Origin of the sequence: Streptomyces liliiviolaceus, assembly GCF_018070025.1 — a bacterium.
GTDB lineage: Bacteria > Actinomycetota > Actinomycetes > Streptomycetales > Streptomycetaceae > Streptomyces > Streptomyces liliiviolaceus.
The window spans coordinates 8,026,568-8,046,916 of the sequence record NZ_JAGPYQ010000001.1 but is presented as its reverse complement, the minus strand read 5'-3'; the positions used below and the strand labels follow the sequence as shown (position 1 = coordinate 8,046,916).

General features: G+C 70.0%; 19 protein-coding genes. 7 read left to right on the top strand and 12 right to left on the bottom strand.

Annotated features, from left to right (window positions below; translation table 11 throughout):
• Window positions 1-204 precede the first annotated feature (204 nt).
• Together J8N05_RS34125 and J8N05_RS34120 are read left to right on the top strand one after the other, a co-directional pair.
• The gene (locus J8N05_RS34125; protein WP_210889579.1) at window positions 205-3,225 is read left to right on the top strand and encodes a glycoside hydrolase family 3 protein; all 3,021 of its coding nucleotides are present in this window, start codon (window positions 205-207) and stop codon (window positions 3,223-3,225) included.
• A 163-nt stretch (window positions 3,226-3,388) separates the two neighbouring features.
• Window positions 3,389-4,738 carry a hypothetical protein gene (locus tag J8N05_RS34120; RefSeq protein WP_210889578.1) on the top strand — a complete coding sequence of 450 codons (1,350 nt, stop codon included), beginning with the start codon at window positions 3,389-3,391 and terminating at the stop codon, window positions 4,736-4,738.
• Between the two features lie 126 nt (window positions 4,739-4,864).
• On the opposite strand, the gene J8N05_RS34115 is transcribed toward J8N05_RS34120, so the two are convergent.
• The 3 genes from J8N05_RS34115 to J8N05_RS34105 form a co-directional block, all read right to left on the bottom strand.
• A complete protein-coding gene (locus J8N05_RS34115) occupies window positions 4,865-5,647 on the bottom strand; it encodes a serine protease (RefSeq protein ID WP_210889576.1) in 783 nt (260 codons plus the stop codon).
• A gap of 167 nt (window positions 5,648-5,814) precedes the next feature.
• Window positions 5,815-6,309, bottom strand: a complete 495-nt coding sequence (locus tag J8N05_RS34110; RefSeq protein WP_210889574.1) for a GNAT family N-acetyltransferase — start codon at window positions 6,307-6,309, stop codon at window positions 5,815-5,817.
• A 468-nt stretch (window positions 6,310-6,777) separates the two neighbouring features.
• The gene (locus J8N05_RS34105; RefSeq protein ID WP_210889572.1) at window positions 6,778-7,386 is read right to left on the bottom strand and encodes a YceI family protein; all 609 of its coding nucleotides are present in this window, start codon (window positions 7,384-7,386) and stop codon (window positions 6,778-6,780) included.
• Between the two features lie 265 nt (window positions 7,387-7,651).
• Here J8N05_RS34105 and J8N05_RS34100 point away from each other — a divergent pair, with 265 nt between their 5' ends.
• The 4 genes from J8N05_RS34100 to J8N05_RS34085 all read left to right on the top strand — a co-directional run bounded on the left by J8N05_RS34100 (window position 7,652) and on the right by J8N05_RS34085 (window position 12,560).
• Window positions 7,652-8,191 carry a hypothetical protein gene (locus J8N05_RS34100; RefSeq protein ID WP_210889570.1) on the top strand — a complete coding sequence of 180 codons (540 nt, stop codon included), beginning with the start codon at window positions 7,652-7,654 and terminating at the stop codon, window positions 8,189-8,191.
• Window positions 8,192-8,194: 3 nt separating this feature from the next.
• Window positions 8,195-10,561 (top strand): polysaccharide lyase 8 family protein, encoded by a 2,367-nt coding sequence (locus J8N05_RS34095; RefSeq protein WP_210889568.1) that lies wholly within the window; start codon window positions 8,195-8,197, stop codon window positions 10,559-10,561.
• 154 nt (window positions 10,562-10,715) lie between these two features.
• A complete protein-coding gene (locus tag J8N05_RS34090; protein ID WP_210889566.1) occupies window positions 10,716-12,308 on the top strand; it encodes an acyl-CoA carboxylase subunit beta in 1,593 nt (530 codons plus the stop codon).
• A 57-nt stretch (window positions 12,309-12,365) separates the two neighbouring features.
• The gene (locus tag J8N05_RS34085) at window positions 12,366-12,560 is read left to right on the top strand and encodes an acyl-CoA carboxylase epsilon subunit (protein ID WP_210889564.1); all 195 of its coding nucleotides are present in this window, start codon (window positions 12,366-12,368) and stop codon (window positions 12,558-12,560) included.
• Between the two features lie 64 nt (window positions 12,561-12,624).
• Here the strand turns inward: J8N05_RS34085 and J8N05_RS34080 are convergent, their stop codons facing one another.
• Together J8N05_RS34080 and J8N05_RS34075 are read right to left on the bottom strand one after the other, a co-directional pair.
• Window positions 12,625-12,810: a DUF397 domain-containing protein gene (locus tag J8N05_RS34080; RefSeq protein WP_210889562.1), complete on the bottom strand. Its 186-nt coding sequence runs from the start codon at window positions 12,808-12,810 to the stop codon at window positions 12,625-12,627.
• A gap of 14 nt (window positions 12,811-12,824) precedes the next feature.
• On the bottom strand, window positions 12,825-13,166 hold the full coding sequence (locus J8N05_RS34075; protein WP_247706620.1) for a DUF5753 domain-containing protein: 342 nt from the start codon (window positions 13,164-13,166) through the stop codon (window positions 12,825-12,827).
• Between J8N05_RS34075 and J8N05_RS34070 the strand changes: the two genes are divergently transcribed.
• The gene (locus tag J8N05_RS34070) at window positions 13,165-13,392 is read left to right on the top strand and encodes an ATP-binding protein (protein WP_247706619.1); all 228 of its coding nucleotides are present in this window, start codon (window positions 13,165-13,167) and stop codon (window positions 13,390-13,392) included. The two genes, J8N05_RS34075 and J8N05_RS34070, sit on opposite strands and share 2 nt — an antisense overlap.
• A 111-nt stretch (window positions 13,393-13,503) precedes the next feature.
• On the opposite strand, the gene J8N05_RS34065 is transcribed toward J8N05_RS34070, so the two are convergent.
• The 7 genes from J8N05_RS34065 to J8N05_RS34035 all read right to left on the bottom strand — a co-directional run bounded on the left by J8N05_RS34065 (window position 13,504) and on the right by J8N05_RS34035 (window position 20,342).
• Window positions 13,504-14,085, bottom strand: coding sequence for a GTP-binding protein (locus tag J8N05_RS34065; RefSeq protein WP_006375305.1), 582 nt, complete (start codon window positions 14,083-14,085; stop codon window positions 13,504-13,506).
• Window positions 14,066-14,647 (bottom strand): DUF742 domain-containing protein, encoded by a 582-nt coding sequence (locus tag J8N05_RS34060; RefSeq protein WP_107021942.1) that lies wholly within the window; start codon window positions 14,645-14,647, stop codon window positions 14,066-14,068. Before J8N05_RS34060 ends, J8N05_RS34065 begins: the two co-directional genes overlap by 20 nt.
• A 92-nt stretch (window positions 14,648-14,739) precedes the next feature.
• Window positions 14,740-15,153, bottom strand: coding sequence for a roadblock/LC7 domain-containing protein (locus tag J8N05_RS34055; RefSeq protein ID WP_033321188.1), 414 nt, complete (start codon window positions 15,151-15,153; stop codon window positions 14,740-14,742).
• Between the two features lie 10 nt (window positions 15,154-15,163).
• Window positions 15,164-18,487 (bottom strand): sensor histidine kinase, encoded by a 3,324-nt coding sequence (locus J8N05_RS34050; RefSeq protein ID WP_210889561.1) that lies wholly within the window; start codon window positions 18,485-18,487, stop codon window positions 15,164-15,166.
• A gap of 384 nt (window positions 18,488-18,871) precedes the next feature.
• Window positions 18,872-19,447: a GTP-binding protein gene (locus J8N05_RS34045; protein ID WP_055520027.1), complete on the bottom strand. Its 576-nt coding sequence runs from the start codon at window positions 19,445-19,447 to the stop codon at window positions 18,872-18,874.
• On the bottom strand, window positions 19,428-19,826 hold the full coding sequence (locus tag J8N05_RS34040; protein ID WP_055520025.1) for a DUF742 domain-containing protein: 399 nt from the start codon (window positions 19,824-19,826) through the stop codon (window positions 19,428-19,430). The genes J8N05_RS34045 and J8N05_RS34040 overlap by 20 nt, the downstream gene beginning before the upstream one ends.
• Before the next feature lie 102 nt (window positions 19,827-19,928).
• Window positions 19,929-20,342 (bottom strand): roadblock/LC7 domain-containing protein, encoded by a 414-nt coding sequence (locus tag J8N05_RS34035; protein WP_055520031.1) that lies wholly within the window; start codon window positions 20,340-20,342, stop codon window positions 19,929-19,931.
• Window positions 20,343-20,349: the final 7 nt, after the last annotated feature.

Here is a 20,349-nt window from a genome sequence, read left to right as displayed (position 1 = left end):
CAGCCCGTCCGGCGTTTGAGGACCGGGGGTTCGGGGGCTGGCCCCCGAGTCAGTGACGGGAAGGGTAGGGGCGGCGGGGGCGAAAACCCCCGTCCCCGGATTCGGCGCGAAGGCTTGACGCCCTCGCGGGGCGTCAGTTAACTCACGGCGTGATTTAAGCCCCGCGAGGTCACCCCCGTCAAAGCCTGAGCCAAGGGAAGGTCCATGCGAAGAACCGCCCTGCTCGTCTCCGCCACCCTGCTGACCGGCCTGCTGCCGTTCGCCACGGCGACCCCAGCTTCCGGAGCCGACGACCCCGCCCCCGTCCCCGTGGACAACTTCGAGGGCGAGATCCCCTTCGCGAACCCGCCCGCGGAGGGCATCTTCACCTGGGGCAGCGACGCGGACGACCCGCCCACGCTGGAGCTCGCCGCCCGCGACGACGCACCGCAGGGCGACAAGGTCCTGGCCGGCACGTACGACATCAGCGGCTACGGAGGCTTCACCCACGACTTCGCCTTCGCCGAGCCGGCCCACGACTGGTCGGCCAGCAAGGGCATCCGCTTCTGGTGGGACGGCCGCGACAACGGCAAGAAGGTCAACTTCGAGCTGAAGGACGGCGGCGCCAACGGCGAGGCCTCCGAGCTGTGGACGACGTCCTTCACCGACGACTTCACCGGCTGGAAGCAGGTGGAGATCCCGTTCACCGACTTCGTCTACCGCACGGACTACCAGCCCGTCGGCGGCATCGACCAGGTCCTCGGCCTCACCGAGATGTGGGGTTACGCGCTCACGCTCCCGGTCGGCGCCAGGGACCGGTTCGCCATGGACGGCGTGGAGTTGTACGGCAAGGCCGACCAGGCACTGCGCGCGAACGTCGTCACCGACGCCGCCGTGTACCCGGTGAAGGAGGGCCGCCCGGCCGCCGTGAAGATCACGGTCGCCACCACCGGCTCCGCGCCGATCGAGGAGCCGGTCACCGTCGCGTACGAGACGGCCGGCGGCACCGGCGAGTCCGGCAAGGACTACACCCCGGTCAAGGGCGAGCTGACCTTCCCGGCCGGTACGGCCTCGGGCGCCTCGCGGACGGTGACCGTGGCGACCCTGCGGGACAAGGCGGCCGAGAACGCCGAGACCGTCCCGCTGAAGCTGACGGTCACCGGCGCCAAGGCCCCCGCCGAGAACCCGCAGGTCGTCATCGACGCCCACGGACTCCCGTACCTGGACGCGAAGTTGCCGGTGAAGAAGCGGGTCGCCGACCTGCTGTCCCGGCTGTCCCCCGCCGAGAAGGCCGGCCAGATGACCCAGGCCGAGCGGGGCGCGCTCACCGCGCCGGGCGACATCGCCGCGTACGACCTCGGCTCGCTGCTCTCCGGCGGCGGCTCCACGCCGACCCCGAACACGCCCGCGGCCTGGGCGAAGATGATCGACGGCTTCCAACTCCGGGCGCAGGCGACCCGGTTCCAGATCCCGCTCATCTACGGCGTGGACGCCGTGCACGGCCACAACAACCTCGTCGGCGCCACGATCCTGCCGCACAACATCGGCATCGGCGCCACGCGCGACCCCCAAGTCGCCCACGACGCGGGCAAGGTGACCGCCGCCGAGGTCCGCGCCACCGGCATCCCGTGGGACTTCGCGCCCTGCCTGTGCGTGGCGCGCGACGAACGCTGGGGCCGCACCTACGAGTCGTTCGGTGAGGACCCGGCACTGGTCGAGTCCATGGAGACCGTCATCCAGGGCCTGCAGGGCGCCGCCGACGGCCGGGACCTGAAGAGGAACGACAAGGTCCTCGCCACCGCCAAGCACTTCGTCGGCGACGGCGGTACGGAGTTCGGCTCGTCCACGACCGGCTCGTACACGATCGACCAGGGCGTCACCAAGGTCACCCGACAGGAGCTGGAGGCCGTCCACCTGGCCCCGTACCAGGACGCGGTGGACCGGGGCGTGGGCACGTTCATGCCGTCGTACTCCTCGCTGGACATCCTCGGCGACGGCAAGGGCGCGGTGAAGATGCACGCCCGCGCCGACATGATCAACGGAGTCCTCAAGGACCGCATGGGCTTCGACGGCTTCGTGATCAGCGACTGGCAGGCCATCGACCAGATCCCCGGCGACTACGCGAGCGACGTCCGTACGTCGATCAACGCCGGCCTCGACATGATCATGGTCCCGTACGCGTACAAGGACTTCCACGCCACGCTCCTCGACGAGGTGCGGGCGGGACGGGTGAGCGAGAAGCGGATCGACGACGCCGTGTCGCGCATCCTCACGCAGAAGTTCGAGCTGGGCCTCTTCGAGAAGCCGTACGCCGACACGAGCGGCGCCTCGGCGATCGGCTCGGCCAAGCACCGGGCCGTGGCCCGCGAGGCCGCCGCCGAGTCCCAGGTCCTGCTGAAGAACGCGGGCGGGGTGCTGCCGCTGAAGAAGTCCCAGAAGGTGTACGTCGCCGGGTCCAACGCCGACGACATCGGCAACCAGACCGGCGGCTGGACCGTCACCTGGCAGGGCTCGTCCGGAGACACCACCGACGGGACGACGATCCTGGAGGGGGTGCGCAAGGCGGGCGGCTCCGTCACCTACTCCAAGGACGCCTCCGCGCCGACCGGAGGGCATGACGTGGGGGTCGTGGTCGTCGGAGAGACCCCGTACGCGGAGGGCGTCGGCGACGTCGGCAACGGCAACGACCTGGCGCTGACGGCCGCGGACAGGGCCGCCGTCGACACGGTGTGCGGCGCCATGAAGTGCGTGGTGCTCGTCGTCTCGGGCCGGCCGCAGCTCATCGGCGACCAGCTCGGTGACATCGACGCGCTCGTCGCGTCCTGGCTGCCGGGCACGGAGGGCGACGGGGTCGCGGACGTGCTCTACGGGAAGCGGGCCTTCACCGGTCAGCTGCCCGTGACCTGGCCGAAGTCCGAGGCGCAGCTGCCGATCAACGTCGGCGACTCGGCGTACGACCCGCAGTTCCCGTACGGGTGGGGGCTGACGACGCTCACGAAGGTGCCGTCGGGTGGGCTCGCGACTCTGAAGGGTCTTGCCGTCGCGGCCTCGCTCGCCGAGCGCGCCGGGGCCGAGGAGGCGGGGCGCGCGATCGTCGGCAAGGCGAGGCTGATCGTCCAGCAGAAGGTCGGGCAGGGGATCACTTCGGCGGTGGCCAAGCCGTTCGCCGACGCGGATCATCTGCTGCTCACGGGGCGCTATGCGCGGGCGGTGGAGAAGCTGGCGGCGGCCTATACGGCAGCCTGAACGGCCGCCCATCGGGTCGTGGACATGTGTCTGCGGCCCGGTGGGGGCTGGTCGCGCCCACGTGGCGGAGCCGGATATGAACACAGCCCCGCGCCCCTGAAGGGCGCCCCGGTGCCAGGAGGTGTGGGCCGCCGATCGCGGCCGTCAGGAGTAGGTTCGGGGTATGAAGGGCGTACTGGCACGAGGACTGGCCGTTTTCATGATCGTGTTCGCGGCGCTGGGCGTCGGGGGCACCGGCGCCCACGCCGCTACGGACGCCACCGACGTCTCGGTCGTCGCGGACGCGCTGCGCGAGAGCCCCGTGTACGTCGATCCGTCCATGGCCCGGGTGATGTCCGACGCGGACGCCGACGCCCTGGCCGCGAAGATCGAGAAGGCGGACAAACCGCTGTTCGTCGCCGTTCTCCCCGGGGACTTCCCCACGGAGAACCTCTTCCGGAACCTGCGCACCGACACCGGTGTCACGGGTCTGTACGCCATCCGGCTCGGCTCCCGGTTCGACGCGAAGGCCGACTCCTCCGTCATGCCGAACGCCGCCGTGCGCAACCTGGTGACCAGCGTCCGCGGCGAGGACGCGGTCACCCAGCTGAACCACTTCACCGACCGGGCCCTCGCCAACGTCGGCGGCTCCGCGCCCAGCGGCTGGAGCGACGGCGAGGGCGACGGCGTCGGTACCGGCGCCCTGATCGGCGTCGGTGCGGTCGTCGTGGCGGGCGGCGCGGGCGCGTACGCCCTCGTGCGGCGCAACCGCCGTCGCAGGGAGGCGGAGCGGCGGGCCGCGCTCGACCGGCTGCGCGTCGTCGTGGACGAGGACATCACCGCCTTCGGCGAGGAACTCGACCGGCTCGACTTCCACCCCGCGGAGGCGGGCGCGGACGACGCGATGCGCGCCGACTACGAACGCTCCCTCGACGCGTACGACAAGGCGAAGTCCTTCATGGCGGCGGCCACCCGCCCCGAGGACGTGCGGGGCGTCACCGAGGCGCTGGAGGATGGGCGCTTCTCGCTGGCCGTGCTCGCCGCGCGCCGCGAGGGCAGGCCCGTTCCCGAGCGCCGGGCGCCCTGCTTCTTCGACCCGCGCCACGGTCCGTCGGTCGCCGACGCCGCCTGGACGCCGGCGGGCGGGGCGTCCCGTGAGGTGCCCGTCTGCGCTGCCGACCAGGTCCGGCTGGCCGAGGGCACCGACCCGGCCGTGCGCGAGGTCGACACGGAGTACGGGCGGCGGCCCTACTGGGACGCGGGCCCGGCGTACGGCCCCTGGGCGGGCGGCTACTTCGGCGGCGGCATCCTGCCCGGCCTCCTCGTCGGCACGGTGCTCGGCTCGATGATGGCGGGCCCGGCGTACGCGGCCGACTACGGCTCCGGTTACGGGGACTTCGGCGGCGGCGGATACGAGGGCGGGGACGTGTCCGGCGCCGACTTCGACTCCGGTGACTTCGGCGGGGGCTTCGACGGCGGCGGTGGCGGGGACTTCGGCGGTGGGGGCGGCAGCGACTTCGGCGGGGGGTTCTGACCCGCTGACCCCAGGTGCGGGCACCGGTACGGACACCGCTACGGACACCGGTACGGACACCGCTACGGGCCCGGCGCGTTTCGGCGCCGGGCCCGTGTGCGGCGTACCGCATGTGTGTCTGTCGGGTCAGAGAGTCGCCGCCGCCGAGGCGATCGCGGAGGAGAAGGTCGAGACCTCGCTGTAGACGCCGGGGGCGTTCGCGCGGGCGCAGCCTATGCCCCAGCTGACGATGCCGACCTGGATCCAGGCGCCGGCGTTGTCCTTGCGGAACATCGGGCCGCCGGAGTCGCCCTGACAGGTGTCCACACCGCCGGCGGCGTAACCGGCGCAGATCTCGTCACTCGCGACGAGGCCGCTGTACCCGCTGTACGTGCGGCAGGTGGCGTCGCTGATGAACGGCACGCTCGCCTTGAGCATGTAGCGCTGCTGGGCGCCGCCCTCGGAGGCCGCACCCCAGCCGGCGACGGTGAAGGTGCCGGAGTTGTACGCCGTGGTGGTGGCGATCGGCAGCGTCGGGAGGTTGATGGGCGCGGCGAGCTTGATGAGCGCCCAGTCCTTGCCGTTGCCGTTGTAGCCGGGGGCCCGGTAGATCTTGGTGGACTTGACCTGGACCCGGCCGGTGGTGGACTGGAGGTCCACGACACCGGCGGTGGCGGTGATGCTCGTGTTGTTGCCGGTGGCGCCCACGCAGTGCGCGGCGGTGAGCACGATCTGCTGGGTGTAGAGCGCGCCGCCGCAGCCCATGGAGAGCCGGACCATGAAGGGGAACTCGCCCTGCGCGGCGCGGGTTCCGCCGACGACGGGCGCCGGGGCGGCCTGCGCGGAGGACAGGGGCTGGAGGCTGATGACCGCGAGGGCGGCGGCGCCCGCGACCGCGCATCTCTTGAGCGTCTTGAGGAGGTTCTTCAACGTGATGCCTTCCGTGGGGGGTGGAAGTGACAGGCGCATGCCAAGTTCGACGAGAGGGGATCCCGTTGTTCTCGTCATGAGCCGGTCAATTTCTGTTGAAGGATTATGGGAACGCTGTGAGCACCGCCACAAGGGGTCGAAACCAGCCGTTCGTGTCCGGGCCGTTGTCAGGTGCGGTCCGGCAGGGCCAGCCATTCCTTCCACGACAGGTCCCGGCCGATGAACCGCGGCCGCTCGAAGGGCCAGGCCTCGGCGATCCACCGCGGCACGAAGGCGTCGAGGTCGTGCTCCAGCGGGGTCCCCGCCTGCTCGTCGACGACCCACCAGGAGATCTCGGCGTCGGCACCGGCCTTCTCCGGCGGGTCGATGTACACGCACCCGTACTCGGTGGTCTCCGCCTCGTCGAACAGCACGTAGTTGAAGGACTCGTGCGCCTCCATCTCGGCCGCGTGCCGTTCCAGGTCCGCCTTGTTGGCCTCGTACGTGATCGTGGCGGCGGGCCAGCCCCAGGCTTCGCCGAAGATCGACCACAGGCGGTCCCTGGAGCCCATCACCGCGGGGTAGTCGATGGCGGCGTCGTCGCCGGAGATGGGCCGCAGATGAAGCCTGCCGGGCGCGTCCGCGCGGAGGGGGTGGGCGAAGTCGGCGGGGAGCCATGTCATGGCGGGAGATTAACGTGCGGGTCGGCGGCGCCGCACCGGTATATCCGCGACTGGGTCGCCGGCTTCCGGTCACCGCTCAGGGGCTCCGCCCCCGAACCCCCGGTGCGCAGTTCCCCGCGCCCCTGGGGTGGCCGGGGCCGGTCGTCCGCACAGCCGAGCGCCCGCCTTCCGCTCGCAGGGAGTCGGAGGGCGGGCGAGCTCGGTGCCCCTTCAGGGGCGCGGGGAACTGCGCACCGGGGGTCTAGGGGGCGGAGCCCCCAGGCGGTGACGGACGCGGGCACTTCCTCAGGGGCGCGGGGAACTGCGCACCGGGGGATCAGGGGGCGGAGCCCCCAGGCAGTGACGGACGCGGGCACTCCTTCAGGGGCGCGGGGAACTGCGCAACGGGGGTCCAGGGGGCGGAGCCCCCGGGCAGTGACGGACGCGGGTCGCCGGGCGGGACCCGCATGTCCGGTCGCCCCCCCCGGATCAGCCGGCGTTCTTGATCGCCGAGATGTCGAACGTCAGCTTGATCTTGTCGGAGACAAGCACCCCACCGGTCTCAAGCGCCGCGTTCCACGTGAGGCCCCACTCGGAGCGCAGGATGACGGCCTTGCCCTCGAAACCGACACGCTCGTTGCCGAACGGGTCCTTCGCCGCGCCGTTGAACTCCAGGTCGATGGAGAGCGGCTTGGTGGTGCCGAGGATCGTCAGGTCACCGGTGATGCGGTACTCGTCGTCGCCGAGGGCCTCGGCCGCGGTGGAACGGAAGGTCATCGTGGGGAACTCCTCCGTCTTGAAGAAGTCCGCGCTTTTCAGGTGACCGTCACGGTCGTCGGAGCCGGTGCTGATGCTGTCCATCTTGACGTCGATGGACGCGGTCGACAGCGACGGGTCGGCGCCGTCGAGGTGCAGGCTGCCGGTGAAGTCCTGGAAACCGCCCTTGACGTTCGTGACCATGGCGTGGCGGGCCACGAAACCGATCGTCGAGTGCGACGGGTCGATCGTGTAGTCGCCGGTCAGGGCGGCGAGGTCGAGGCTCCCGGCGTCGGGCGTCGAGGTTGCGCCGTCGGTGTCCTTGCGGCCGAAGATTCCCATGACTGGCTCCTTGGGGGACGAGCTCCGGCCCTGTGCCGAAGCTGTTTAACGTTCAACTAGGGCGACCATAGACCTATTCCCTACGGGTTTCAACTGTGGTCGCGACGTGTTGCCCCGGTTACACCCGGTTGCCATTGGTCTACTCCTAAGGTGATCCGCCGACCCCCTGGTGGACACGTGTAGACCTCGGGCACGATCGCCTTGCTCCACCGCACAGCCGCCCCAAGTCCCCCAGCAGGCACGGTCGTCCGCAGGAAGGCTCTCCATGAAGCTCCGTTCCGCCCTGACCGCCCTCACCCTCCTCGCCGCCCCGGCCGCCGTCGTGCTCGGCGGCGCGACGGGGGCCATCGCCGCTCCCTCCGCCGCTCCCTCCAACGGTGCCGCCGCCGTCGCGGTCACGAAGATCAGCCACGCCACGGCGACCTCGATGTTCAGCGGCTCCGGCATCACCTGGTCGTCCTCCGGCGGCTGCTCGGACCGCGACAACTCCACCTGTACGTCCTTCACGGAGCTGAACCTCGCCACCGCCCAGGGCGCGCAGACGCTGAAGAGCGCCACGGGCTGCGCCCTCAACATCACCGGGGGCACCGAGACGGGCCACGCGAGCGGCACGTACTCCCACTGGAACGGCTACAAGCTCGACTACGCCAAGAGCACCTGCGTCACGAACTACATCAAGAACACGTTCACGTACATCGGCCCGCGCGGCGACGGAGCCCTCCAGTACCGGTCGGGGTCCGGCAACATCTACGCGGACGAGGGCAACCACTGGGACGTCCTGTACTACAACTGCGGCGGCTGCTAGAAGATGATCTCCACCCGACGTACGTTCCTGCTGGCGGCGGCGCTCGCACCGGCCGTCCCGCTCCTGTCGTCCGCCCCCGTCGCCCACGCGGCCGACGACGACCCCTACGACACGCTCCGCCGCCGCTGGCTGGAGATCGCCCTCGGCGCGGGCTACGACCCGGCCGCCGAGCCGTACGCGTCACGGCTCGCCGAGACCGGCGAACTGGCCCGCGGCTTCCGGGCGTCCATGGCGCCGACGGCGGACTCGCTGTGGCCCGGCTACCCGTACGACCCGCCCGCCGGCATCACCCAGGCCTACAGCAGGCTGTGGACGATGACGCAGGCGTACGTCCAGGAAGGCACCGGGTCCACCGGTGACGCGGGCCTGCTCGCGGACGTCCTGCGCGGCCTCGACCACCTCTCCGCCACCGTCTACAACCCCGCCACCACCCGCTACGGCAACTGGTGGGAGTGGCAGATCGGCAGCCCCCGCCTCCTCATGGACATCGTGGCCGCCCTGTACGGCGAGCTGACGGACGCGCAGATCGCCGCCGCCTGCGCCGCCGTCGACCACTTCGTCCCCGACAGCATGCTCGGCGACTACACGGGCACCTCGACCGGCGCCAACCGTGTCGACCTCTGCCGTTCCGTCGCCCTGCGCGGCATCCTCGGCCGCGCCCCCGAGAAGATCGCGCTCGCCCGGGACGCGCTCTCCCCGGTCTTCCCGTACGTCACGAAGGGCGACGGGCTCTACGCCGACGGGTCGTTCGTCCAGCACACCTGGGTCGCCTACTCGGGAACGTACGGGCAGGTCATGCTCGACGGGCTCGGGCGGCTGTTCGCGCTGCTCGCCGGGTCGCGGTGGGAGGTGACCGATCCCGGCCGGCAGATCATCCTCGACAGCGTGGAGCAGGCGTACGCGCCGCTGATCCACGACGGGCTGATGATGGACAGCGTCAACGGCCGTGCCATCAGCCGGGGTTACCTCAAGAGCGACGACCGGCAGGTCATGCGCAGCGACCACTTCCACGGGCAGGCGCTGATCGCCGCGATCACGCTCCTCGCCCAGGGCGCGAGCGCGGCGGAACGCGAGCGCTGGCAGGGGAGGATCAAGGGCTGGATCGAGCGGGACACCGTCACACCGATCCTGACGGCACGGCAGTTCGGGGTCGCCGACCTGGCCCGGCTGCACGCCGTCGCCGACTCGGCGCTCCCCGCGGCCCCCGAACCGACCGGTCACCAGCTCTTCGCGGCCATGGACAGGGCGGTCCACCGGGGTTCCGGCGCCGGTTCCGCGAAGGGTGTCGGCTTCACCGCCAACATCTCCATGGCGAGCGAGCGGATCGCGTACTACGAGTGCGGCAACGGCGAGAACCCGCGCGGCTGGCACACGGGCGCCGGAATGCTCTACTGGTGGGCCGACGGGAGCCGGTCCGGTCCATCGGGCGGGTCCGGCCAGTACACGGACTGGTACTGGCCGACCGTCGACTGGTACCGGCTGCCCGGGACGACCGTGTCCACCAAACGGCTCGCCGACCGTGCGGGCGGCGAGTGGGGCGAGCCCAAGCCCGCGGCGCGGTGGGTCGGCGGCACGACGGACGGGGAGTTCGCGGCGATCGGGCAGCACCTGCCGGGCCTCGGCTCGACGCTCCAGGCCCGCAAGTCGTGGTTCTGCCTCGACGACGCGATCGTCTGCCTCGGCGCGGGCATCACCGCCACGGACGGCGTCCCGGTCGAGACGGTCGTCGACAACAGGAACCTGGGGGAGGGCGGCACCCAGGCCTTCGTACGAGGTCCGGGCTGGGCCCACCTGGAGGGCCACGGCGGCTGGGTGTTTCCGGACGGGGCCCGGCCGCACGCCCTCCGTGAGGACCGCACCGGCGCCTGGTCCGACATCAACACCACCTCCACCACCGAACGCCGCACCCGCCGCTGGCAGACGCTGTGGCTCGACCACGGCACGGACCCGGTGGACGCCACGTACGCCTACGCCGTGCTGCCCGGGGCCTCGCGCCGCACGGTCGCCGCCCGCGCCGCCGACCGGCGCCGGCTGTCGGTCCTCGCCAACGACTCCGGCCGCCAGGCGGTCGCCGTCCCGGCGCTGGGGCTGCTCGCGGCGAACTTCTGGCGCCCGGGCACGGCCGGCCCGCTCTCCGTCACGGCCCCCGCGAGCGTGCTCGTACGCCGCCGGGGCGGGACGGCGACCGTCTGCGTGAGCGAGCCACCGCGTACGGGAGAGACGCTGGAGGTCGTCTGGGAGCGGCCCGTACGCGGGGTCGTGCGTGCGGATCCGGGCGTCGAGGTACTCGCCACGGGACGCCGGCTCAGGCTGCGCGTCACTCCAGGGACGGTATGCGCATCGATGGAGTGTGAGGTGACTCTCAGCTGAGCGCTTTGTACAACCCCTACAAGCCACAGGGCCTCTGAGCAGTCGGATCGCCTGCATGCGGCCAGGGTTCTGTTCAGGGCTACCAGTAAAACGGGCCGGAGACTGTACAGAGTCGACGGCCCGCTTTCCTTGGTGGACTTCGTAAGGTCACTACATGACCGTTTTGGACGAGACCGAATCCTTGGCCGACGAACCCGCGGATGCCCGTGGGCGCGTGGCCGAGCTGCAGGCGATCCGTGCGGAGGCTCTTCGCGGACCCAGCGACAAGGCGACCGCGGCGCAGCACGCCAAGGGCAAGCTGACCTCCCGCGAGCGGATCGAGCTGCTGCTGGACGAGGGCTCGTTCAACGAGGTCGAGCAGCTGCGGCGGCACCGGGCCACCGGCTTCGGCCTGGAGGCCAAGAAGCCCTACACGGACGGTGTCATCACCGGCTGGGGCACGGTCGAGGGCCGCACGGTCTTCGTCTACGCCCATGACTTCCGTATCTTCGGCGGCGCGCTGGGCGAGGCCCACGCCACGAAGATCCACAAGATCATGGACATGGCCATCGCGGCCGGAGCGCCGCTGGTCTCCCTCAACGACGGCGCGGGCGCCCGTATCCAGGAGGGCGTCTCGGCCCTCGCCGGGTACGGCGGCATCTTCCAGCGCAACACCCGCGCCTCCGGCGTCATCCCGCAGATCTCCGTGATGCTCGGCCCGTGCGCGGGCGGCGCGGCCTACAGCCCCGCCCTCACCGACTTCGTCTTCATGGTCCGCGAGACCTCGCAGATGTTCATCACCGGACCGGACGTCGTCAAGGCGGTCACCGGCGAGGAGATCACCCAGAACGGCCTCGGCGGCGCGGACGTCCACGCCGAGACGAGCGGCGTCGCGCACTTCGCGTACGACGACGAGGAGACCTGCATCGCGGAGGTCCGCTACCTCCTGTCGATGCTGCCGCAGAACAACCGCGAGAACCCGCCGACCACCGAGTCCGAGGACCCGGCGGACCGCCGTTCCGACGTCCTGCTGGACCTGGTGCCGGCGGACGGCAGCCGTCCGTACGACATGACCAAGGTCATCGAGGAGCTCGTCGACGACGGCGACTACCTGGAGGTTCACGAGCGCTGGGCCCGCAACATCATCTGCGCGCTGGCGCGGCTCGACGGCCAGGTCGTGGGCATCGTCGCCAACCAGCCGCAGGCCCTCGCGGGCGTGCTGGACATCGAGGCGTCGGAAAAAGCGGCGCGTTTCGTCCAGATGTGCGACGCTTTTAACATCCCGATCGTCACGCTGCTGGACGTACCGGGCTTCCTGCCCGGTGTCGACCAGGAGCACGGCGGAATCATCCGCCACGGCGCGAAGCTGCTGTACGCGTACTGCAACGCGACCGTGCCGCGGATCTCCCTGATCCTGCGCAAGGCCTACGGCGGCGCGTACATCGTGATGGACAGCCAGTCCATCGGCGCCGACCTCACTTACGCCTGGCCGACCAACGAGATCGCCGTGATGGGCGCGGAGGGCGCCGCGAACGTCATCTTCCGCCGCCAGATCGCGGAGGCGGAGGACCCCGAGGCGATGCGGGTGCGCATGGTCAAGGAGTACAAGGCAGAGCTGATGCACCCCTACTACGCGGCCGAGCGCGGCCTGGTCGACGACGTCATCGACCCCGTCGAGACCCGCGAGATCCTCATCCGCTCCCTCGCGATGCTGCGCACCAAGCACGCGGACCTGCCCTCCCGCAAGCACGGAAACCCGCCGCAGTAACCCGTCGGACCCATGACGGCAACCCCGCGTACCTCTCTCTCCCGGAGACTGACACCCATGGACATTCCTGATATCCGCGTCGAGAAGGGCCACGCCGGCCCCGAGGAACTGGCTGCGGTAACGGCACTCCTCCTGGCCCGCGCGGCCTCCGCGCCCGCCGAGGCCCCGACCCACGGCACCCGCCCGAAGGCAGGCTGGCGCCGCCTGGAACGCACCCCGGGCTTCCGGGCCCCGCACTCCTGGCAGGGCTGACCCCCAGCTCACCCGATCGCCGGGCCCACTCCACGAGGAGAGGGCCCGGCGATCGCTGTTTCGCTCAGGGGGAGGGGGTCTGCTTCACAGCCGCCAGCAGCGCGGAAAGGCTTTCCGTCCGCACGGCGAGTATTCGCCCGGGTTCGTCACTCTCGCGGAGGGCGGTGCCGTCTTCGGTGGCGGCGACCTCGACGCAGTTGTTGCCCCCCTCGTCGGAGAACGAGGACTTGACCCAGTTCAGGCCGGACACGTGTGACACCCCACTCACAGCTCTTTGGCGACGGTGCGGATGAAATCCCTCGACTTGGAGGGAGTCAACGCCACCTGTTCGACCAAGTCCAGTCGCGTTCGGAAGTTGGCGAGCTGCGCGGGGGAGTCGATGAAGACGGCTCCTGTCGGCGAGTCCATCTGCACGGTGTCCAGATGGCTGTTCGAAGCCTCCGCGTACATGACGGAGGAGTCGCCGAGCAGGGGGAAGCCACCGGCTGCGAACGGGATCACTTGCAGCGTTACGTTCGGACGGTCGGCAGCTTCGAGAAGGTACTCCAGCTGAGCCCGGGCGACGCTGCGTCCTCCGAGCCGCATTCTGACCGCGGCCTCGGACATGAGCCCCGACCTGCCCCCGGCACCGGGCTCACGGCGGACGGAGGTCACGGCGCACGCGGAGGACGGCCGTGGGCTGCTCATCCTCGACACGGTGGCCGACAGGTGGGGCGGATGCGCCATAGGGGAGGGGAAGTTCGGCCCGGGCGGCAAGACGATCTGGTTCGAACTGAGCTTGCCTGCCGCGCCGACGCCGGTGGGCTCCACGGTCGTCGGCCGGTGCCCTTAGGGGCGCGGGGAACTGCGCGATCAGCCACGACGGACCCGCACCCGACAACGCACGCGAAGGGGCCCCTCTGCCAAGAGAGGGGCCCCTTCGATACCGCTGAGCGCCGCAGGCCTACCGCAGGCGTGCCATCAAGGCATGCTCCACCAACGTGATCAGCGCCGACTTCGCGTCCGCCCTGTGGCGGGCGTCCGTCGTGATGATCGGGGTGTCGGGGCCGATCTGGAGCGCTTCCCGGACCTCGTCCGGGTTGTACGGCTGGCTGCCGTCGAAGCCGTTGAGGGCGATGACGAACGGCAGTCCGCTGTTCTCGAAGTAGTCGACCGCGGGGAAGCAGTCGGCGAGACGGCGCGTGTCGACGAGCACGATCGCGCCGATCGCGCCGCGTACCAGGTCGTCCCACATGAACCAGAAGCGGTCCTGGCCGGGTGTACCGAAGAGGTACAGGATCAGGTCCTGGTCCAGGGTGATACGGCCGAAGTCCATGGCCACCGTGGTGGTGGTCTTGTCCCCGGTGTGGGTGAGGTCGTCGATGCCCGCCGAAGCGGACGTCATCACGGCCTCGGTACGCAGCGGGTTGATCTCCGAGACGGCCCCGACGAACGTGGTCTTGCCCACGCCGAAGCCGCCCGCCACCACGATCTTCGCGGACGTGGTGGAGCGGGAAGGCCCTCCGCTAGAGCTTGCGAAGTCCACTGAGCACCCTTTCGAGCAAAGTCACGTCTGGCTGACCGCCGGCGTTCTCGTCGCCGCCGGGCTGATGAATGGCGACCAGGCCCGCCTCCGCCAAGTCGGCGACGAGGATCCTGGCCACACCGAGAGGAATCGTCAGCAGGGCCGAGATCTCGGCCACCGATTTGATCTCCCGGCAGAGGTTGCAGATGCGCTGATGCTCGGGCAACTGCCCCTGCATCTGGTGCGGCTGCGCTGTGGTGTGCACCAGCGCCTCGATGGCGAGCTGGTATCGCGGCCTGGTACGGCCGCCCGTCATCGCGTAGGGGCGGACCAGCGGATTGCTGGCGCTCCCCGCGGGAGACGGTTCGGGCGAGCGCCGCTGCGGCTGCACGGGCTGGATGCGCGGTGCCGGCGGCTGGTCGTAAGGAGAGGGGCCCGGACCCTGAGGGGAGTAGGGCTGCTGGCGTCGGGGGCTCGGCGCGGAGGGAAAGTTGTACCGGTTCGGCGAACCGTCGCCGCCCTGGCCCTGGCCGGGGCCGTAGGACCAGTTGCCCGAAGACGAACCGCCTGGGGGTGTTGCCACTTTCTCCTCCTCCGAATGTGCCGGGCCCATCAATGTGGAGCCGCGTCCCGAAACCTTACGGCCACGGGACGCCAAAACGCATCGTTTGTCTGCTAGTTGAGAAGGCTCCCCTGAAGCTCGGCACGCAGATCCGGCGTGAGGACCGTACCGGCACGGTCGACCAGAAGGGCCATCTCGTACCCAACGAGACCGATGTCCGCTTCCGGATGTGCGAGAACGGCGAGTGAGGAACCATCGGAGATGGACATGATGAACAGGAATCCCCGCTCCATCTCCACAACCGTCTGATTCACGCTCCCGCCCTCGAAGATGCGGGACGCGCCCGCGGTCAGTGAGGTCAGGCCCGACGCGACGGCCGCCAGCTGGTCGGCACGGTCACGCGGGAACCCTTCGGACATCGCCAGAAGGAGTCCGTCGGCGGAGACCACCACGGTGTGGGACACCCCGGGGGTGTTGTCCACGAAGTTGGTGATCAACCAGTTCAGGTTCTGTGCCGCCTGGCTCATCGGGCTCACACTAACGCTCCTGGTTGTAGGTGCTGTCAGGGCCACCGTGCTGGTTCCTGGTGGCCTGACCGTTCGTTTCACTGGTTGCATCACGGCCCCGCTGCACGCCGCGTCGCAGGTTGCTCAGCCTGCCCCGGACGTCCTCGGGAGCGCGGGAGACCTGGGGGCCGCCCTGTGGGGTCGATTCCGCGGTGCCCTCGACCAGATTGGCCTTGGGAACCCGCCGCGGCAGACCGGAGGAGGTGACCCCGCCCGCCTTGGGCTGCTTCAGCGCTTCGGCCCGGTGCCACATCTGGTCGTTGTTCGACCGCCAGTCGCCCTTGCCGCCGGTGCCGTTGCCGCCGCTGCCGTTGCTGTCGTTGTTCGCGAAGGGAGCCGGCGACTCCTGGCCCACGGACTGCTTGCCGACCGCGGTGGCTCCACGGCGGGGAAGTCCGGCGTCGGTGGTTCCGCGGCGCGGAAGTCCGGCGTCGGTGAGCTCGGGGGCGCTGGAGGGGACCGGTCCCGGAGCATCGAAGCCTACGCTGTCCTGCTCGGCCGCCTCAGCGGTCTGCGAGGACTCCGCCTGGGGAGCGTACTCGGCGGGGAAGCCGTTCTGGTACGCGTCCTGCTGCGGCCAGTCGTCCTGGTAGGGCTGCTCCTGGAAGGGCGGGAACGCGTCCGACCCGGCGGCCGGGTCCTGCTGGTGCTCGTCCTGGCCCGGCTCCGCGTAGGCGCCTTCCTGGTACCCGCCGGCCTGCGGGACCTGCGGGAAGTACGCCTCGTCGTACGACGTCTGCTGCTGTCCCTCGTACGACGTCTGCTGGTCGTAGGCGGGAGCGTCGGTGTACGCGGGCGTCTCGGTGTACGCGGCCGCCGAGTCGTCGAACGCGGGTCCGCCGTTCTCGTACCCCTGGCCACCGTTGTCGTAGGCCTGCTGCGGGTCGAACTCGCCCTGGAAGGACGGGGCCTCGCCGTCGGGGCCGTGCGTCTGGGCCTCCAGCGCCGCCCGGCGCTCCTCGCGCATGAGCGAGCGGCCCACCGGGTCCAGCTCGCGTATGTCGTCCGGGACCTCGGGGGTGGTGTAGCGGCTGTCGTCGAAGCCCAGTTCGGCGGCCGTGCGCAGGGCCGGCTGGGCGCTCTGGAACTCCTCGCCACCGAAGGGCGGCTGCTGCTGCTCCGGCTCCGGGATGATCTGCGAGACCGTGAAGTCGTCGCGCTGCACCTGGTAGTCGCCGCCGCCACCGTGGGTGATGGCGTCGGGGAGCATGACGAGCGAGGTCGTGCCGGCCTGCTCGCCCGAGGGGCGCAGCTGGACGCGGATGCCGTGCCGGTCGGACAGCCGGCCGACCACGAAGAGGCCCATGCGCTGCGAGATCGCGGCGTCCACGGTCGGCGGGTTGGCCAGCTTGTGGTTGATGTCCGCGAAGTCCTCGGCGGTGAGGCCGATGCCCTTGTCGTGGATCTCGACCATGACGCGGCCGTCCGGCAGGCGGGTCGCGGTGACGCGGACCTTGGTCTGCGGGGAGGAGAACGTCGTGGCGTTCTCCAGCAGCTCGGCGAGCAGGTGTACGAGGTCGGTCACGGCGCGGCCGTGGATCTCGGCCTCCGGGACCCCCGACAGCTCGATGCGCTCGTACTGCTCCACCTCGGAGGAGGCGGCGCGCAGCACGTCGACCAGCGGGACCGGCTGGTCCCAGCGGCGGCCCGGCTCCTCGCCGGCGAGGACCAGGAGGTTCTCGCCGTTGCGGCGCATACGGGTGGCCAGGTGGTCCAGACGGAAGAGGTTCTCCAGCTGGTCCGGGTCGGCCTCGTTGTTCTCCAGGTCGGTGATGAGGGTCAGCTGGCCCTCGATCAGTGACTGGTTGCGGCGCGACAGGTTGGTGAAGATCGCGTTGATGTTGCCCCGCAGGAGGGCCTGCTCGGCGGCGAGTCGTACGGCCTCGCGGTGGACCTGGTCGAAGGCGCGGGCGACCTCGCCGATCTCGTCCGTGGTGTTGATCGGGATGGGCTGGACCCGGGTGTCGACCCGGCCCGGGTCGGTGCGCGAGAGCTGGTCGACCAGCATCGGCAGGCGCTGCTCGGCCACCCCGAAGGCGGCGTTGCGCAGCTGGCGCATCGAGCGGCTCATCTGGCGGGCCACCATGCCGGCCAGGATGAACGCGGCGAGCAGGGCGATGACGACCGCGGCACCGGTGATGAAGGCGTCGCGCTTGGCGTCGGAGGCGATGGTCGAGGCCTCGGACACGGCCTTGTCGCCGAGGTCGGCCTCGATGGTGCGGTAGGCGTTGTACTTGGCGGTGTTGACCGCCCACCAGTTCTGGGCGGTGATGCCCTTGTTCGCGAGCGCGACCCGGGCACTGGCGTCGGTCGTCGCGAGGGTGCCGATACCGCTGACCATGTCGGTCTCGCCGGACGGCGGCGGGACATAGGTCTGCCCCTTGGCCGCGGCGGCCTCCGCGGCCGCCTTCGCCTGGGCCGCGCCGTCGGTCTGGATCTGCTTCTTGGCCTGCTCCAGCTTGGCGGCGTCGCTGTCCGTACCACCGCCGATGTACTCCTCGACGGCGATGCCTTCGAGGTAGGCGTACGAGGTGAGGGCGACGCGCTGCTTGGCCAGGCTGTCGTCGGAGGGCCCCGGCTTGATCAGCAGATGGGTGCCGATGGAGCGCTGGAGCGAGAGAGCGGCCTTGGAGAGGGAGATCGCGTAGACCGTACGGCCGTAGCTGGTGATGTTTCCGGTACCCAGACCGAGTTCGTTGGCGAACTCCATCAGCGGGTGCTGGATCTCGACGTAACCCTCTTCGGTCTGTACGCCCTTGAGTTTCGAGGTGTACGCGGCCGCGCGCAGGGCGGCGAGCTTGGGCTCCTGTTTGCGGAAGATCCCGAGGCGGCGTTCGAGTCCGGCCTTGGCCGGCATGTTCTTAGCGGCCTCGTTGAAGGCGACCGCCGCGGCGTCCGTCTCCTGGCGGGCCTTGACGACCGTCGCGTCCTTCTCGCCCTTGCCCTCCAGGAGGGGGGCGGCGGTGATGTCACGCTCGGAGTAGAGCTTGTCGCCGTAGGTCAGGGCGGCGCGGACCAGACGCGCGGTGTTCTCCGCGTCCTCGGCCTCCTGCCAGGTGTCGATCGAGCTCTTCACCTGGAAGCCGCCCATGACGAGGCCGACCACCACGGGTATGAGCAGAATGGCATTCAGTCTGGTCGGTACGCGCCAGTTACGCGGAGACAGGCGGCCACCGCTGGGCGGGGGTGCGGCCGTCGGCTCCGAGCCGGGCACATGTGCGGGTGCCGCTCCGCGCGGCGGCGGGGTGAAGTTGCCCCGTGCCGACGGCTCGGGACCGTTCTTGCTTCGCCTCACTCGACCAACAACCTCTCGGCTCGGCACCTTCGTCGTGCCGCGTGTGTCTTCCCGGCCCTTACTACTGGGCAGTTCTGGCATTCCAGCACGTCAGGGTGTGCTCGTCCAAACACTCGGAACCGAAGATTCCGGGTGACGTGAACCGCAGATAAAACGGAACATAAAGAACGAGCCCCGCCAAAAGGCGGGGCTTTTGTGAGCACAGCGGCATCAGACGACCGCGTCGCGTGGCGGCACCACTTGATATCTCTGTCGAAACGTTATGAACACTGAGGCCGACCGTGTCAAACGACACAGCCGGCTCCAATGCGTCTACGACAACTTTCGTACGTCGTTGCCGACTTGAGTGCCGAGCCTCCCAGGACACCATGCGGCGGGCGGGCCCTACCGCAGGCGCGCCATCAAGGCGTGCTCGACGAGCGTGATCAGAGCACTCTTGGCGTCCGAGCGATGGCGGGCGTCCGTCGTGATGATCGGGGCGTCGGGTCCGATCTGCAGAGCCTCGCGCACCTCTTCGGGAGTGTAGGGCTGGTGTCCGTCGAAGCCGTTGAGGGCGATGACGAACGGCAGTCCGCTGTTCTCGAAGTAGTCGACCGCGGGGAAGCAGTCGGCGAGACGCCGGGTGTCGACCAGGACGACGGCGCCGATCGCGCCGCGTACCAGGTCGTCCCACATGAACCAGAAGCGGTCCTGGCCGGGTGTACCGAAGAGGTACAGGATCAGGTCCTGGTCCAGGGTGATACGGCCGAAGTCCATGGCCACCGTCGTGGTGGTCTTGTCCCCGGTGTGGGTGAGGTCGTCGATGCCCGCCGAAGCGGAGGTCATCACGGCCTCGGTACGCAGCGGGTTGATCTCGGAGACGGCACCCACGAACGTGGTCTTGCCGACGCCGAAACCACCCGCCACTACGATCTTCGCGGAGGTGGTCGCCCGCCCTCCGTCAGAGCTTGCGAAGTCCACTGAGCACCCTTTCGAGCAGTGTCACGGCCGGGGCGCCACCGTTGCTCTCGTCGCCACCCGGCTGGTGGATCGCGACGAGTCCGGCCTCCGCGAGGTCCGCGACAAGAATCCGTGCCACGCCCAGGGGCATGGAGAGCAGAGCCGAGACCTCGGCCACCGACTTGACTTCACGGCAGAGGTGGCAGATCCGCTGGTGCTCGGGGAGCAGCCCCATGAGCGCTGCCGGATCGGCCGTGGTGCTGATCAGTGCCTCTATGGCGAGCTGGTAGCGCGGCCGGGTCCGGCCGCCGGTCATCGCGTACGGACGTACCAGCGGCTGGTCGCCCTCATCCTCGTACGAATGAGCGTACGGATCATGAGAAGCGGTGGGCGGGGTCATGGATCCTCCGGGCGGGACAGCAAGTCGGTCAGTCGTGCCGTCTGACGGGGCCGGTGGGGGGAGGGCGGCCGGACGGTTTTTCCTACATTCGGTAGAACCTTGCTAGTGGAGCAGGCTGCCCTGGAGCTCCGCCCGCAGATCCGGTGTGAGCACTGCGCCCGCACGGTCCACAAGCAGAGCCATCTCGTATCCGACGAGGCCGATGTCGCAGTCCGGGTGGGACAGGACCGCGAGGGACGACCCGTCCGAGATGGACATCAGGAAAAGGAAACCCCGTTCCATCTCGACGACCGTCTGGGCCACCGTGCCGCCCTCGAAGATGCGGGAGGCACCGGCGGTCAGGGACGTGAGTCCGGAGGCAACGGCCGCGAGCTGGTCGGCGCGGTCGCGCGGGAAGCCCTCGGACATTGCCAGAAGGAGTCCGTCGGCGGAAACGACGACGGTGTGGGACACCCCGGGGGTGTTGTCAACGAAGTTGGTGATCAACCAGTTGAGGTTCTGTGCCGCCTGGCTCATCTGGCTC